General features: G+C 72.4%; 12 protein-coding genes. 4 read left to right on the top strand and 8 right to left on the bottom strand.

Annotation, left to right across the window (positions count from 1 at the left end):
- Positions 1 to 2 precede the first annotated feature (2 nt).
- Both RBR11_RS01535 and RBR11_RS01530 read left to right on the top strand, forming a co-directional pair.
- Entirely contained in the window at positions 3 to 641 is a 639-nt protein-coding gene (locus RBR11_RS01535) for an MBL fold metallo-hydrolase (protein ID WP_308487530.1), read from the top strand.
- A 2-nt stretch (positions 642 to 643) separates the two neighbouring features.
- Positions 644 to 2515 (top strand): GNAT family N-acetyltransferase, encoded by a 1872-nt coding sequence (locus tag RBR11_RS01530; RefSeq protein WP_308487529.1) that lies wholly within the window; start codon positions 644 to 646, stop codon positions 2513 to 2515.
- Between the two features lie 13 nt (positions 2516 to 2528).
- Here the strand turns inward: RBR11_RS01530 and RBR11_RS01525 are convergent, their stop codons facing one another.
- A complete protein-coding gene (locus RBR11_RS01525; protein WP_308487528.1) occupies positions 2529 to 3716 on the bottom strand; it encodes a cation:proton antiporter in 1188 nt (395 codons plus the stop codon).
- 136 nt (positions 3717 to 3852) lie between these two features.
- A complete protein-coding gene (gene pepN, locus RBR11_RS01520) occupies positions 3853 to 6345 on the bottom strand; it encodes an aminopeptidase N (RefSeq protein WP_308487527.1) in 2493 nt (830 codons plus the stop codon).
- A 186-nt stretch (positions 6346 to 6531) separates the two neighbouring features.
- On the opposite strand from pepN, the gene RBR11_RS01515 reads away from it, so the two are divergent.
- Both RBR11_RS01515 and RBR11_RS01510 read left to right on the top strand, forming a co-directional pair.
- Complete coding sequence (locus RBR11_RS01515; protein WP_308487526.1) at positions 6532 to 7035, top strand: YbaK/EbsC family protein; 504 nt, start codon at positions 6532 to 6534, stop codon at positions 7033 to 7035.
- Between the two features lie 74 nt (positions 7036 to 7109).
- Positions 7110 to 8267: an acyltransferase family protein gene (locus tag RBR11_RS01510; RefSeq protein ID WP_308487525.1), complete on the top strand. Its 1158-nt coding sequence runs from the start codon at positions 7110 to 7112 to the stop codon at positions 8265 to 8267.
- Positions 8268 to 8288: 21 nt separating this feature from the next.
- Here RBR11_RS01510 and RBR11_RS01505 read toward each other — a convergent pair whose 3' ends face one another.
- The 6 genes from RBR11_RS01505 to RBR11_RS01480 form a co-directional block, all read right to left on the bottom strand.
- Positions 8289 to 10712, bottom strand: a complete 2424-nt coding sequence (locus tag RBR11_RS01505; RefSeq protein WP_308487524.1) for an HAD-IC family P-type ATPase — start codon at positions 10710 to 10712, stop codon at positions 8289 to 8291.
- A gap of 3 nt (positions 10713 to 10715) precedes the next feature.
- Complete coding sequence (locus RBR11_RS01500; RefSeq protein WP_308487523.1) at positions 10716 to 11552, bottom strand: SDR family NAD(P)-dependent oxidoreductase; 837 nt, start codon at positions 11550 to 11552, stop codon at positions 10716 to 10718.
- Positions 11553 to 11641: 89 nt separating this feature from the next.
- Positions 11642 to 12970 carry an MFS transporter gene (locus tag RBR11_RS01495; protein WP_308487522.1) on the bottom strand — a complete coding sequence of 443 codons (1329 nt, stop codon included), beginning with the start codon at positions 12968 to 12970 and terminating at the stop codon, positions 11642 to 11644.
- On the bottom strand, positions 12967 to 13554 hold the full coding sequence (locus tag RBR11_RS01490; protein WP_308487521.1) for an ArsR/SmtB family transcription factor: 588 nt from the start codon (positions 13552 to 13554) through the stop codon (positions 12967 to 12969). The genes RBR11_RS01495 and RBR11_RS01490 overlap by 4 nt, the downstream gene beginning before the upstream one ends.
- A gap of 59 nt (positions 13555 to 13613) precedes the next feature.
- Positions 13614 to 14321, bottom strand: coding sequence for an ABC transporter ATP-binding protein (locus RBR11_RS01485; protein ID WP_308487520.1), 708 nt, complete (start codon positions 14319 to 14321; stop codon positions 13614 to 13616).
- Entirely contained in the window at positions 14318 to 15268 is a 951-nt protein-coding gene (locus RBR11_RS01480) for an ABC transporter ATP-binding protein (protein WP_308487519.1), read from the bottom strand. The genes RBR11_RS01485 and RBR11_RS01480 overlap by 4 nt, the downstream gene beginning before the upstream one ends.
- Between the last annotated feature and the right edge of the window lies 1 nt (position 15269).

Genomic DNA, 15269 nt, shown 5'->3' with positions numbered 1-15269 from the left:
CCATGCGCATCACCAAGCATGAGCACGCCTCGCTCCGCCTCGAGGCACACGGCCAGACGCTCCTCATCGACCCGGGCAGCTACACCCTGCCGCTGGACGGACTCGCGCATCTGGTCGGCATCGTGATCACCCACGAGCACGCCGATCACTGGACCCCGGAGCACCTGGACCGGATCCTCCGGGACGCCCCCGGCACGCCGATCCTCGCCCCCGAGGGAGTGGCGCGCGCCGCCTCGGGCTACGACATCACCGTGGTCGCGCCCGGAGACACCGTGCAGGTGGGCGACTTCTCGCTGCGATTCTTCGGCGGCCGGCACGCCGAGATCCATTCGTCCCTCCCGATCGTCGACAACGTCGGCGTCCTCGTCGACGACGAGTTCTACTACCCGGGCGACTCGTACGCGGTGCCCGAGGGCGTCGAGGTCGGAACGCTCGCGGCTCCGCTCGGCGCCCCCTGGCTGAAGATCGGCGAGGCGATGGACTACGTGCTCGCCGTCAAGCCCCGCCGCGCGTTCGGCACCCACGACATGACGCTGTCCGTGATCGGCGCGAACATGCACCGCGGGCGTCTGCAGTGGGCGACGGAGCAGAACGGCGGCGAGTTCTTCGAGCTGGCACCGGGCGACTCGATCGAGGTGTGAGCGTGGCGGACTCCCCCGCCACGCGCCGCCTCCTGCCCGACCCCACCCTGCGGATCCGTTTCCGGGATATGCGCGAGGACGACCTCGACGCGATGGCCGACCTGCTGGGCGATCCTGCTGTCATGGCGTTCTACCCCGCGCCGCTGTCGCGCGACGAGGCGCACGCCTGGATCGCGAACCAGCGCCGGCGCTACGAAGAGCACGGCCTCGGGCTGTGGGTCATCGAGAGTCTGGAGGGCGAGTTCCTCGGCGACTGCGGGGTGACCTGGCAGTCGTACAACGGGATCGCCGTGCGCGAGGTCGGGTACCACGTGCGCCCCGACAGACAGCGTGAGGGCCTCGCCACCGAGGCGGCTCTGGCCTGCCTCGACCTCGTCCGGCGGGAGTTCCCGTCGACGACGCTGACCGCGATCATCCATCCCGACAACACCGCGTCGCGCCGCGTGGCCGAGAAGCTCGGCATGACCCGCATCGCCGACGATCACGCGCATCCGTGGATCGTGCGGACCGTGATGGGGATGACGGTGTTCCCGCCTGCCGGAGCGCCGCTGCAGGTCTCGACGGCGAAGGTCGACATCACTCCGCCCGCGGGCTATCCCCTGGCGGGGTACGCGACGGAGGCTGAGCCGCGCCGTGCGGAGGGCACGAACGCACCGCTCCTGGCCCGATGCACGGTGCTCTGGGACGACGGCGTTCCCAAGGCCGTCGTCACAGCGGATGTGCTCGCGTTCGGACGGACGATCCATCGGCGGATCCGCGACCGGGTCGTCGAGCTCGGCATCGCCTCCGCGGACTTCGTCCTGAACGCCGGCCACACCCACAACGGTCCCGTGCTGATCGAGCGCCTCGAACCGTATGTCACATACGCCCTCACGGATCTCCGGGAGGTCGAGGAATACTCCGACCGGCTGGTGACCCGGATCGTCGCGCTGGTCCGGGACGCTCTGGGCGCCGCGCGGACGACGTGCACGCTCGACTGCCGTGTGTCCGAGGCGGACTTCGCGTTCAACCGAGTCGGTCTCGCCCACGCCGAGCGAGACGTGCCGGTCCTGGTCGCGCGCGCCCTGGACGGCGCCCCGCGCGCCGTCCTGTTCAGCTACGGCGCGCATCCCGTCGCCGGCGGACGGGGAGCTCTCTTCGATCCGGACTACCCGGGCGCCGCCGTCGACGAGATCGAGGCGACCCACCCGGGATGCTTCGCGCAGTTCGTCCTGGGGCCAGCCGGAGACCAGAACCCGGTGAAGACGGACGGCTACGCGCGGTCCGCCGCCTACGGGCGGAGCCTCGGGCGGGCGATCGCGGCCGAGATCCGGACGCCCGGGCGCCTTCTGAAGACTCCGATTTCGACGGTCCTGACCGAGGTGGACCTGCCCCTGGACGTCGTCGACGCACCGGGGGCGCGCGCGATGCTCAGGGCGGCGTTCCTGGCGCGCGAGGCATCGGGCGTGACGGCCTACGAACGACGGCACGGCGAGACGATGGCCCGGCTCGTCGACGATGCGTCCGAGCCGCTCGAGACGACGATCCCGCTCCCCGTGCAGCGCTGGCGGATCGACGGCGCTCCCGGCCTGAGCATGATCTTCTCGGGCGGCGAGGTCGTCTCGGGGTACGCGGAACGGCTCCGCGCGGAGCACGGCGGGACGGAGCGGCTCTGGTTCACCGCCTACGCGAACGAGGTTCCCGGCTACATCCCGAGCGACGAGATCCTTGCGCGCCCCTGTTATGAGGCGGGCTACCGCGCCGATCACCCCGACATCGCCGCGGAGTCGATGGCCGCCTACGGGCATCTCGCCCACTTCCTGACCAGGCTGCCCGGCACGAGCACGCGCGGCGTCGAGCAGGTCTACGGCGACGCGGTCCAGGCGCTCCTGTAGCCGCGAGCGGACGTCAGCCACCCGGGGCGGTGGCACCCGGCGACGGATTCTGCGGCGCCGGGGGTGCGACCCGAACCGCCGTCCGCCCCCGGGACACCGCGGCCACGGCGACCGAGGAGCAGACGATCGCGACGAGCGCGCCGAGCACGATCGCGGCGCCCTCGCCGGGCAGGAGCGCCTTCGTCTGCACCCCGAGGGCCACGGCCGCCACGGGAACACCGAGCTGGCCCGCGGAGGCCACGGTCTGCGCCCAGGGCAGTCCGACGACACGGGCGACGAGGTGGGCGGCGACGGCCGCGAGGCCGAGCACGACGCCGAGCAGGATCATCTGCGGGTGACTGAGGAGGTTGCGCAGATCGATCGAGGATCCGAGCCAGACGAAGAACAGCGGGCCGAAGAAGCCCTCGGTCATCCCGAACAGCTGATGCGCGAGCCGGCGCGGCTGGCCGACCGCCGACAGCACGAGACCGAGGGTGAAGCCGGCCATCATGACGGACACGTGCGTGAACTGCGCGATCGCGGCGAGTCCGAACAACGCGAGCAGACTGAAGCGCAGTTCGAGCGCGAACTTCCGCGACTCGGAGACGTGGTGCACCCTCCCCAGGCGCTCCTCACCGAAGCGTCGGAGCACGAGGGTGAGCGCGACGCCGATGACCGCGATGACGATGCCGCCCAGGGCGACCAACGGCACGCGCGAGGGCTGCATGACCAGCGGCAGCGCGACGATGCAGGCGACATCGGCGAGGGCGATCTGCGCGATGAGCTGCGCGGCGGAGTCGGCGGATATCCCGAGCGACTGCAGCATCGGCAGAACCAGCGCCGCCGAGGACGAGGCGATGAGCACGGCGTACACCGCGCCGTGCTCATTGCCGAACAGAGCGGCGACCGCGACGCCGAGCCCGACCGCGACGACCGCGACTGCTCCCGCACCCAGCGCGCCCCGGCCGACGGCCGCGCGGACCGTGCGATCGAGGATCGGGATGTGCGATCCGATCACCAGCATGATCAGCCCGAACCCGACCTCGGCGAGCAGGGTCAGCGTCGGCTCCGTGGAATCCACCCAGCCGAACCCCGACGCACCGACAACGAGGCCGGCGAGCAGTTCGCCGGCGATCACCGGCACGCGCCACGACGGGCGCGCCGACAGCAGCGGTCCCGTCAGCCCGACGAGCACGATGAGCGCGAGGGTCGCGAACGTCATGGCCACACTCTAGAACCGCGGCGCGGCGACGGGATCGACCGACGCGAGCGAGCCCGGGTCCTTCGACAGGATCGGGGACCGGCAGGCCCAGGGACCGACAGGATCGGGGACCGACCGGTTCAGGGACCGGCCGGTATCAGCCGAGCGACGGCTGGGCGGCCCGCACCCGGATCGCGCGCTGCTGGTGATCGCGCTGCTCCAGGATCAGACGCCGCAGGGCAGCAGGAGCCTCCGCGTGCGCGTCCAGCCACACGTCGACGAGCCCGGTCGACTCGGGGTCGGGGAACAGCCCGATCACGAGCCTCTTGGCGATCTCGATCGAGCGGTCCGCCCAGGCGGATCCGATCCGTTCGAAGTACTCCACGTCGAAGCGCTCGGTGAGGTCGCGCCTGGATCCCGCGCCGAACCCGGCGATCACGGCGTCGAGGTGGTCGTTCGTGAGGCTCGTATCGGTCCACGCGGCCCGCCAGTCCTCGGCGCGGCGCTCGGCGGTCGGCACGGACGAGGTCGCGGCGAGGGCCGCGGTCCTGCCGCTCGCGGTGTCGTCGCGGAGCTGCTCGGCGGCGATCTCATCCGGCCCGGCGTGCCCGGTGGTCACGAGAGCCGTGAGCAGCGCCCAGCGCAGGTCGGGGTCGAGCGGGAGCCCCTCGGGGCCGAACCCGGCGAGGAGTGCGGCAGCATCCGCATGCCTCGCGTCATCGAGCGACGCCGCGGCCGCGAAGGCGCGCGCCCAGAGCAGCTGCGCGTCGCCTCCGGCCTCGGCGCGCTGCAGAGACGACCAGGTCGCATCGAGCCACGCGGCACGGGCGGCGGTGCGCTCCGTGTCCGGCAGGTAGTGGGCGATCGCGAACGGGGCGTTCAGCAGTACGCCGTTCAGCAGCGCGCTGTCGGTCTCGCCCGGCGCGTGCGCCGCGACGATCTCCAGATAGCGGACCACCGCGAGCTCGCCGTCGCGGGTCGCGTTCCACAGTGCCGACCAGACCAGGCCGCGCGCGAGCGTGTCGGGCAGGGTCGACAGGGCGTGTTCGACCGCTCTCAGCGAGCGCTGGTCGAGGCGCACCTTGGCGTAGGTGAGGTCGCCGTCGTTGAGCAGCGTCAGGGCGGCGTCCGGCAGCTCCACCGGGGTGCGCTCGTCGGCGATGTCCACCGGGATCCGCTCGCGCAGCACGAGCGCAGCGTCCACGAGGTCGTAGAGCCCCACCTGCAGCACGTGCGACCGGGGATCGGTCTGCACGATCACGGCGCCGCCCTCGGCGTCCCGTTCGAGGCTGAGCGTGCTCATTCCCGTGGTCTGCAGCCAGGCGGCGGCCCAGGCGCGCATGTCCCGGCCGGACGCCTCCTCGAGCTCCACGAGCAGATCGTCGAGCGTCGTGTTGCCGTACGCGTGCCGGGCGAAGTACCGGCGGGCGCCATCGAAGAAGGCGTCCTCGCCGACGAACGCCACCAGCTGCTTGAGCACGGAGGCGCCCTTCGCATAGGTGATGCCGTCGAAGTTCAGCTTCGCCGCCTCGAGGTCCGGGATGTCGGCGACGATCGGGTGCGTGCTGGGCAGCTGGTCCTGCGTGTACGCCCACGCCTTGCGGCGGTTCGCGAAGGAGGCCCAGGCCTCGGTGAACTCGGTCGCGGCCGCGGAGGCGTGCGAACCCATGTAGTCCGCGAACGACTCCTTGAGCCACAGGTCGTCCCACCAGCGCATCGTGACGAGGTCGCCGAACCACATGTGCGCCATCTCGTGCAGGAGCGTGTTCGCCCGCGCCTGGTGCTGTGCGCGGGTCGCCGCGCCGCGGAAGATGTAGTTCTCGGTGAAGGTCACGAGGCCGGGGTTCTCCATCGCGCCGATGTTGTACTCGGGGACGAAGATCTGGTCGTACTTGCCCCACGGGTAGGGGAAGGCGAACGCGTCGGTGAAGAAGTCCAGGCCCTGCTTGGTGAGGGTGAAGATCTCGTCGGAGTCGAGGTGCGCGGCCAGCGATGCACGGCAGAACGCGGCCAGCGGCACGACCGTGTCGCCGCGGCGCCACTCCGACTCCGCCCGGTGGTACGGGCCGGCGGCGATGCAGGTGATGTAGCTCGACAGCGGCAGCGTCGGCGCGAACTCGACGGTCTGGGCGTCGCCCGCCGTGCTGATCCGGACGGCGGACTGGTTCGACAGCACCTGCCAGCCGGCCGGCGCGGTCACGACGACGGTGATCGCCGCCTTCATGTCGGGCTGCTCGAAGCACGGCATGAAACGGCGGGCGTCCGCGGGCTCGTCGTGCGTGTACAGGTAGGTCGCGCCGTCGACCGGGTCCACGAAGCGGTGCAGTCCCTCGCCCGAGCGGCTGTAGGCGCCGGTGGCGCGGATCACGACCGTGTTGCTGTCTGCGAGACCGTCCAGCAGGATCCGAGCGCCGTCGTAGCGGACGTCCTGCGGCACGCCGTTGAGCACGACATCGTGCACCGCCTCGCCGAGGAAGTCCACCCATGTGGCGGGTTCGGTCGCGTCGAACTCGAGCGTCGTCGTCACCGGGAACCCGGTGCGGGCGGCGTCCACGGATCCCGTGACGTCCAGCTCGAGACGGATCCGGTGCAGGGCGACGGCGGCGGATCGCGCGGCCGTCTCGGAGCGGGTGAGGTTCGCGGAGCTCATGGATCCATCGTTCCATGACCGCTGTCGCTCCCCGAGCGGAATCCGATCCGCCGCGCGTCGTCCACGGCCCGGATCCACCGTGTCCCACTTTCTGCTCGCGAGAAGCTCCCGGAGCAGCAGAAATCGGGACACGGTGGTGCAGAAAGTGGGACACGGTTCGGGCCGGAGCCGTGCCAGCATGGTGGCATGACCGAACAGACCGCGCCGTCCTCCGAGAAACTGCCGGAGCGCAGCCGGATCGTGCAGGAGCACGTGCGCGCGGCGGGGCTCGCCTCGCTCGTGCGGGAGCTCCCCGACTCCGCCCGCACCGCCGTCGAGGCCGCGGCCGCGCTCGGCTGCGAGGTCGGCGCGATCGGAAGCAGCCTGCTGTTCCTCGCCGACGGCGATCCGCTGCTGGTGATGACGAGCGGCCGGCACCGTGTGGACCTGGAGGTGCTCGCCGCCTCGGTCGGCGCCGTCGAGGTCGCGATGGCGCCCGTCTCGGTCGTGCGCGAGGTCACCGGGCAGGCGATCGGCGGGGTCGCGCCCGTGGGCCACCCGGCTCCGGTGCGCACGGTGGTCGACGTGGCGCTGCGCGACTACGACGTGGTCTGGACGGCGGGCGGCACTCCGCACACGGTCATGCCGATGACCTTCGACGAGCTCGTGGCGCTGACCGGCGCACCCGTCATCGCCGTCGCGGCGGACTGATCCCGCCACGACGGCCGGGGCCGCAGTGCGCCGGTCCAGGGGTCGTCCAGACTCGACGCCTAGCGTCGAAGGGGATGACTCAGAACCGGATCAGGATCACCTCCCTGGACGGACTCCGCGGTCTCGCCGCGGTGATCGTCCTCCTCCACCACACCTCGCTGGTCGCGCGGCCCTGGCTCGATCCAGCGGGATGGGCGGTTCTCACGCAGTCCCCGCTCACGCTGCTGCTGGCGGGATCCGAGGCCGTCCTCGTCTTCTTCGTGCTGTCCGGCGCCGTGGTCGCCCTTCCCGCCCTCCGGCCCGGGTTCTCGTGGTCGCGCTACTACCCCGCCCGCCTCGTCCGGCTGCACGTGCCGGTGATCGTCGCGCTCGGCGCGGCGACGCTGCTCATCCGGCTGATCCGCCGGGATCCGTCGACGATGCCGCAGGGCTCCTGGATGCAGGACGCGCAGGCCGCGAACGCGTCGGCGGGAGACCTGCTGTCGCAGATGTCGCTGCTGCGCGCGGGCTACCCGATCGACAACGTGCTGTGGTCGCTGCGCTGGGAGCTGTTCTTCTCGCTGCTGCTGCCGGTGTTCGTGTGGGTCGCGCTGCGGGTCCGTCGGGCCGCGCTGCCGATGGCGGCGCTGGCCGTCCTGGCCATGTTCGTGGGCCGCAGCACCGGGACCGCTGCGCTGACGTATCTCCCGGTGTTCCTGCTGGGCACCCTCATCGCCGCGCGGATGCCCGGGATCCGGGCGTTGGCGGAGCGCCCGCGGGTGCGTCGCCTCCTCCCCGGGATCGCTCTGCTGGCCGCCGTCATGCTCATCGCCGGCCGGCTGGCCGAGCCGCTGACCCGCGGCACGATCGCCGACGATCTGCTCTGGGCCCTGTCGGGCGTGGGGGCCGCCCTGCTCGTGCTGCTCGCGATCGCCTGGCCCGGCGGCCGGCGTCCCCTCGAGGCCCGTCCGATGCAGTGGCTGGGACGGGTCTCGTTCAGCCTCTACCTGGTGCACGCGCCGATCCTGGCCACGCTGGGCTACCTGTTGGGCGCGGAGCGGTGGTGGCTCGCCTGCCTCATCGGCGTGCCGCTCAGCATCGGCGCGGCCGCGGCGTTCCACGCGATCGTGGAGGCCCCCGCGCAGCAGGTCGCCCGCCGGTTCGGCGACGGCTGCGCCGCGGCGCTCGGCGCACTCCGGGAGCGCGTCACCGCGCCCGCACGGCCGAGCCCGGTCGAGGCCGGCAGCCGCTGAGCGCGAGCCCTGGCGGCCCGCCTAGACGGCGTGGCGACGGCGACGGTCGATCACGCCGTGCACCGCGCGCAGCACGGCACGGCTGAGGAAGCGCAGCCCGATGCCGCCCGCCCCGAACGCGCAGGCGATGAGCACCGCGCGCGGGTCGTGCAGGTCGACGTCGAACACGTGGGAGCCGAGCGGCGTGAGCACCACGGCGAGCATCGCCGCCACCATCGAGCCGACGAGGACGACCTTCCACAGCCGGTACGGCCGGGCCACGGTGATCAGCACGAAGAAGGCCACGATCACGAGCGCGAGAAACGCGGTCGACGACGTGATGACCCGATGCGCATGCCCGGTGCCGAACACCGCGCGCGCCGTGAGGTACGCCCCGTACGACGCCACCGCCGCGCCGATCCCGCCCGGCACCGCCGCGTCGAGCACGCGCCGCACGAAGCCGTCCTGCGCGCGCGCCGTGTTCGGCGCGAGAGCGAGGAAGAACGCGGGGATCCCGATCGTGAACCACGCGATGAGGGTGACGTGCCGCGGCAGGAACGGGAACGGCACCGCCGTCACCGCGACGAGCAGCGCGAGCAGGATCGAGTACAGGGTCTTGGTGAGGAACAGGGTCGCGACGCGTTCGATGTTGCCGATCACGCGCCGCCCCTCGGCGACGACGTGCGGCAGGGTCGCGAACGAGTTGTCCAGCAGCACGATGCGCGACACGGCCCGGGCGGCCGGGGATCCGGATCCCATCGCCACGCCCACGTCGGAGTCCTTGAGCGCGAGCACGTCGTTCACGCCGTCTCCGGTCATCGCGACGACCCGGCCGTCGCCCTGCAGCGCGTGCACCATCGCCCGCTTCTGCGACGGGGTGACCCGGCCGAACGCACTCGCGTCGCGGACCTGGACGTCGAAGTGCGCGGAGTCGGGATCGAGCGTGCGCGCGTCGACCGCGTCGCGCCCGTTGGGGACCCCCGCCTCCGCGGCGATCGCGCCGACCGCGGCGGGGTTGTCACCGGAGATGACCTTGATGTCCACGTTCTGCGCGGCGAAGTACGCGATCGCGCCGGGCGCCTCCTCGCGCAGGCGCTGGTCGAGGATCACGAGGGCGACCGCGGCGAGGCCGTCCGGCAGGCCGTCGCCCGGCGCCTCGGGATCGGGCATCGGAGCATCCGTGCGGGTCAAGGCCAGCACCCGGAGTCCCTCGGAGGCGAGGGCGTCGGAGCGGATGCGGGCGGGATCCCCCTCGGGCAGCAGCACGTCGGGGGCGCCGAGCACCCAGGATCCCTCGTCCGTCGTCTGCGCCGCGGCCCACTTGCGCACCGAGGAGAAGGCCACCGAGACGTCGACGGGCAGCGCCGGTTCCTGCCCGACGTGCTCGAGGATCGCGGTCATGCTGCTGTTCGGCTTGCCCTCCGCGCGGCCGATCGCCGCGAGAGCCCCTTCGACGCGGTCGTCGCCGCCCGGGAGGAGCTGCTCCACGGCGCTCACCCGCATGCCGTCCTCCGTGAGCGTGCCGGTCTTGTCCGTGCAGACGACGTCGACACGGGCCAGCTGCTCGATCGCGGGGAGGTCCTGCACGAGGCAATTGCGCCGGCCCAGGCGGACGACGCCGACCGCCATCGCCACGCTCGTGATGAGCACGAGCCCCTCCGGAACCATCGGCACGAGGGCCGCCACGAGCCCGCGGACGGCGTTGCGCCACTCCGCCGCATGCCCCCAGATCTGGTTCACGATCGTGAGGACGCCGACCGGGATGAGCGCCCAGGTCACGTACTTGAGGATCGTGTCGATCCCCGCACGCAGCTGCGACGCCGGCTTGCGGAACTGCGAGGCCTCCTTCGCGAGCTTGGCCGCGTAGGCGTGCTCGCCGACCGCGGTCGCGCGGAAGCTCGCGGATCCCGCCGACACGAAGCTGCCCGACAGCAGCGAATACCCGGCGCCGGCGAGCACCGGCTCGGACTCCCCCGTCAGCAGCGACTCGTCCACCTCGAGCCCGACCGCGTCCAGGACGTCGCCGTCGACCGGGATCTGATCCCCTGACGCGATGAGCACGACGTCGTCGAGCACGATCTCCTCGACCGGGATCTCGAGGATCCCCTCGGCGCGCTCGACGCGGGCCGGCGCCCTGCTCAGCACGGCGAGCCGGTCCAGCGTCCGCTTCGCGCGGACCTCCTGCACCATGCCGATCACGCTGTTCACCACGATCAGCAGTCCGAACAGCCCGTCGATGAGGTAGCCCGTGCCGAGGATCAGCAGGAACAGCACGAAGTAGATGGCGTTCACCCGGGTGAACGCGTTCGCCCGGAAGATCTCGCCGAAGCTGCGGCTGGTGTGCGAGTCGATCTCGTTCGTCTCGCCCCGGGCGACTCGCTCCGCGACCTGGGCGGCGGTGAGCGGCGCGGACGTCACGGCCTCGTCACGAGCCGTGCGATCGGACGGCGTCGCAGGTGCGGACATGCGTCAGACCGGCCGATCCGTCGCGATCCACGGCGCGGTGAACGCCCGCACCCGGGAGCCGTCGTCGTCGGCGAGCGAGACGCCGATGAAGGCCGTGGCGGCCTCGGAGCTCTGCCACCGGAACCGGGTCTCGTCGGACAGCGCAGCATCCGCGATCGCGGTGCCGGCGTCGGCGGCGGACTGGGCGTTCGCGAACGCGCCCGCAGTGCGGGACAGGTAGGCGTCGAACAGGGGCGAGTAGACGCCGGCGCCCTCCGGCCGCACCGCGTTGTGCACGAAGTCGCTCGCGACCGCGGCCGGTTCGATGATGCGCACGTGCACGCCGAAGTGCTCGGCGACACCGGCGAGCGACTGCATGAACCCCTCGACCGCGAACTTCGCGCCGCAGTACGCGTCTGCGAACGGCTGGCCGACGACGCCGCCCACGCTCGTCACCGTGAGGATGCACCCTCGCCCGCGCTCGCGCATGCCGGGCAGGACGAGCTTGGCGAGGTGCACCGGTGCGAGGTAGTTCACCTCGAGCTGGGCGCGGATCTGCTCCATCGTCAGCTGCTCGGCGGTGCCCACGCCGCCCTGGCCGGCGTTGTTCACGAGCACGTCGATGCGGCCGTGATCGGCGACGATCCCGTCGACGACGGCGGCAGCGGCCTCGTGGTCGACGACGTCGAGCGCACGCACCTCGAGCGCGACCCCTACCGCGTCCGCGGTCTCGCGGAGGCGGGCGGATCGGGACGTGTCGCGCATGGTCGCGACGACGTGCAGCCCGCGCCGCGCGAGCTCCACGGCGGCGTGCATCCCCATGCCCGACGACGTCCCGGTGACCAGCGCGATTTCCGTCATGCGCTCACGCTAACAGCGCCGACACCGAGCGCGCTGAGGAGAATCGGCGCCCTCCGATCACCGCCTCGAACCCGCACCGGGACGGCGCCTCAGACCGCGGCCCCGAGCGCCTTCCGGCAACGCTCCTGACGGAGCGCGGGCAGGTAGCAGAGCGCCCCGAAGATGCTGAACGCCCCGGCGACGACGGTCGCGGCGGCCGCCGAGGTCGCACCCGCGAACGCGGTGAGCACGAGCAGGCCGATGCTGTAGGCGCCGCCGGACACCATCGAATTGAGCGAGAGGACCGTGGCGCGGGTCGAGCGGTCGGCCTCCCGGTGCAGCAGCGACGAGTGCATCGGGCCGGCGGATCCGTGCACCAGATAGGTCAGTCCGTACGCGATCAGGATCCCGAGCACCCCGGAGGCCAGGCCCATCAGGACGACGAAGGATCCGTTCAGGATCCGGCTGAGGATCGCCGTCCAGGTCACCCCGATCGTCCGGCTCAGCCGGCCGGCGAGCAGGGATCCGACCGCGTAGAGGCCCCACGCCGCGGCGGAGGCGGGGCCGAACACGGCGGCCGCCGCATCCTCGCCGCCGAGGATGCCGGCGAGCTGCAGCGGGGTCAGCGTCTCGAAGCCGATCATCGCGACCGACCAGAACACCTCGACGAGCAGGAGGCCCGCCAGCACACGGGAGCCGAACACGCGCCGGGCCCCGTCGAGAACCGTGCGGGGCGTGTCGCGGAGCCCCGCCACGACCGCCGCGATCGCACCGCGTCGCGCGGAGCGGCGGGTCCGGCGCTCGCGGACGAGGGCGAAGACGAGCGCGGTGTAGACGGCGTAGAGCGTGATCGAGACGCACAGCGGCAGGATCAGCGCGGACTGGCCCGTGATCGGGTGCCAGGCGACCAGCAGTCCGCCGAGCAGGGCGCCGCAGGCGATCGCCGAGCCGAGGACCGTCCCGGCCCGGGCGAGAGGGTGGGCGACCTCCGCGGCCGGATCGTGCTCGTGCACGGCGTCGACGAACCACGCCTCGAGCGCCCCGGAGTCGAGCACCCGGAACAGGCCCTGCAGGAGCAGCGACACGGCGAACAGCGCGAAGGAGTCGGCGAGGAGGAACAGCACGCTCGCAGCGACCGCGAGGAATCCCGACGCGGCGAGGACGGGGCGCCGCCCGACGGAGTCTGCAAGCGCCCCCGTGGGCAGCTCGAGCGCGAGCGCGACGAAGCCCTGGATCGCGAGGATGGACCCGACCTCTGCGATCGTCAGGCCGCGCTCGAGCGGCAGGAGCACCGTCAGGCCGAGCGTCACCCCGACCGGCAGCCAGCGGAGGCCGGTCAGCACCAGCAGACGGCGCTGCGCGGCGGCGATCGCGATCACCGCGGTGGTGCCGGGAACAGCGCCTCCCACGGTGCGGGTGTCCACCCCGTCGGCGTTCATGACTGCTCCGGCGGGTCGAGGTCGATCGGGGTGCTCTGCATCGCCAGGTGCACGCGGCGCGCGGTCGGATCGCCCTCCCCGGCGCGACGGTACCTGACCAGGAGCGCGTCCAGCTCGGCCTGGAAGTCCGCCAGCTGTCCGGGAGTGACGGTCAGCAGCGCGTCGCTGAGACCCAGCCGGTCGACCCACGCCGCGGGCCAGGTCGCCTCCACGTCGAGCCAGCGCTCGGCGCGCGCGGCGAACTGCCGGACGTAGTCGCGACGCAGCCAGCCGAGCGCGGTCTGCGCGTCCTCGTCGTCGGCGAAGCCGGAGTTGGTCCAGGAGTGGTGGTCGGTGCTCGCCCGCCAGATCCGACGCTTCCCCGCGCCTTCCTCCGTGTCGGTGACGAGACCGACATCCTCCAGGGCCCGGAGGTGGTAGCTCGTCGCCCCCGTGTTCGTGCTCAGCGCCGCGGCCAGCTCCGTCGCGGTGGCCGGGCCGTGCAGGCGCAGCTCGCTGAGGATCCGGGAGCGGAGCGGGTGGGCGAGCACGCGCACCGCGCGTTCGTCGAGGCGCATGCCGACGGGGTGATCCGGGGTGTCCATGCCCCCACTTTTGCATGCATGACTTCTGTGCACAAGTAGTGTGCACAGAAGTCATGCATCTAGTTCGCGCCGAGCTTCGCGGCCAGCGCGCGGGGGCCGAGCTCGTGCAGCACGCCGTCGTGAAGTTCGAGCACGCGGTCGGCGCGGGTGAGCATGGCGGCGTCGTGGGTCGCCACGACCGCGGCGGTCCCGCGCTGGTGCACGAGCCCTGCGATGAGGTCCATGATCTGCGCACCGGTCTCGCTGTCGAGCTGCGCGGTGGGCTCGTCGGCGATCAGGACGGCCGGATCCATCACCAGGGCGCGGGCGATGCCGACGCGCTGCTGCTGCCCGCCGGAGAGCTCCGCGGGGCGCTGCCGGGCGTGCTCGGCCAGGCCGACCGCGTCCAGGGCGCGTCGCACCCGCTCCTCGCGGTCGGCGACCGGCACCCGGCGGATCCGCAGCGGCACCTCGACGTTCTCGCTCGCGGACAGCACAGGCAGCAGCCCCGAGGTCTGGAAGATCGAGGCGATCCGCTCCCCCAGCACGCCGCTCGCGTCCCCGCCGCCGGAGAGGTCGCGGTCGTCCAGGAGCACCCGCCCCTCGGTCGGCCGGTCGAGACCGCCGAGCATCGTGAGCAGGGTCGTCTTGCCGGATCCGGAGCGACCCGTGACGACGACGAGCTCCCCCGCCGACACCGCGAGATCGGCGTCGCGGACGGCGGTGACGTCCCCCGCGGGGGACGGAAAGACGCGGGTGACGCCCTCGGCGCGCAGCACCGCGGTCATGCGGAGTCTCCGCGCTCGGGGAGGACTTCCGTCTCGGCGGCGCCGGGGCGGGCGGACAACGGCGCGGACCCGTGCGCGGTCGTCCCCGACGCGACGCGCACGTGATCCTCCTCGAGCGTGAGCCGGACCCGATCGCGCAGTTCCAGCGCGCTGACGAACTCGCCCGGCAACTGCATCCGGCCGGCGCGGTCGAGGACTGCGAACTCCTGCGCGATCCGGATCGCGCGACCCTCTTCGTCGGTGTGGGTGCTGCGCAGCGTCTCGGTCGAGGTGCGTCCGTCGCGGATCCGCACCGTGCGGTCGACGTGCTCCGACACGGTCGCGTCGTGCGTGACGATGAGCGTCGTGACGCCGTGCTCGGTGTTCACGGACTGCATCGCGGCGAGCACGTCGGCGCTCGTGCGCTCGTCGAGTTCGCCGGTGGGCTCGTCGGCGAGGAGAACCCGCGGCTCGTTCGCGAGCGCCACCGCGATCGCCATGCGCTGCTTCTGCCCGCCGGAGAGCTGCGCCGGCTTCGACTCGGCGACGTCGGCCACGTCGAGCAGCTCGAGCAGCTCCTGCGCCCTGGCCGCGCGCGCCGCCCGCGGGACGACCCTGGCGACCCCGTGCGCCATCGCGATGTTCTCCCGCGCGGTCAGGTACGGCAGCAGGTTGCGGCCGGACTGCTGCCAGACGAACCCGACACTGCGGCGGCGGTACCGCAGCCGCTCGGCGTGGCCCATCGTGACGAGGTCGTGCCCGGCGACCCGCGCGCTGCCGGCGGTCGGCGCGTCGAGCCCGGCGAGGATCCCCAGCAGCGTGGACTTCCCGGATCCGGAGGCGCCGACGAGGGCGACCATCTCCCCGGGCTGCACTCGCAGGTCCAGTCCCTGCAGGGCCTGGACCTCGATGCCCTTGGCCGTGAAGATCCGCACGAGCCCCTCGCAGAGGATGTCCGGTTCGGTCATG

This window comes from Microbacterium capsulatum (genome assembly GCF_030865425.1).
Lineage (GTDB): Bacteria > Actinomycetota > Actinomycetes > Actinomycetales > Microbacteriaceae > Microbacterium > Microbacterium capsulatum.
Note: the sequence above shows the minus strand (reverse complement) of the source record. Positions and strands in the feature narration are given on the sequence as shown.

Bases quoted from the DNA above. Each gene is read 5' to 3' on its own strand.
- RBR11_RS01535 (WP_308487530.1), top strand. From the start codon at position 3: ATGCGCATCACCAAGCATGAGCACGCCTCGCTCCGCCTCGAGGCACAC.
- RBR11_RS01525 (WP_308487528.1), bottom strand. From the start codon at position 3,716: ATGACGTTCGCGACCCTCGCGCTCATCGTGCTCGTCGGGCTGACGGGA.
- pepN (WP_308487527.1), bottom strand. From the start codon at position 6,345: ATGAGCTCCGCGAACCTCACCCGCTCCGAGACGGCCGCGCGATCCGCC.
- RBR11_RS01515 (WP_308487526.1), top strand. From the start codon at position 6,532: ATGACCGAACAGACCGCGCCGTCCTCCGAGAAACTGCCGGAGCGCAGC.
- RBR11_RS01510 (WP_308487525.1), top strand. From the start codon at position 7,110: ATGACTCAGAACCGGATCAGGATCACCTCCCTGGACGGACTCCGCGGT.
- RBR11_RS01505 (WP_308487524.1), bottom strand. From the start codon at position 10,712: ATGTCCGCACCTGCGACGCCGTCCGATCGCACGGCTCGTGACGAGGCC.
- RBR11_RS01500 (WP_308487523.1), bottom strand. From the start codon at position 11,552: ATGACGGAAATCGCGCTGGTCACCGGGACGTCGTCGGGCATGGGGATG.
- RBR11_RS01495 (WP_308487522.1), bottom strand. From the start codon at position 12,970: ATGAACGCCGACGGGGTGGACACCCGCACCGTGGGAGGCGCTGTTCCC.
- RBR11_RS01490 (WP_308487521.1), bottom strand. From the start codon at position 13,554: ATGGACACCCCGGATCACCCCGTCGGCATGCGCCTCGACGAACGCGCG.
- RBR11_RS01485 (WP_308487520.1), bottom strand. From the start codon at position 14,321: ATGACCGCGGTGCTGCGCGCCGAGGGCGTCACCCGCGTCTTTCCGTCC.
- RBR11_RS01480 (WP_308487519.1), bottom strand. From the start codon at position 15,268: ATGACCGAACCGGACATCCTCTGCGAGGGGCTCGTGCGGATCTTCACG.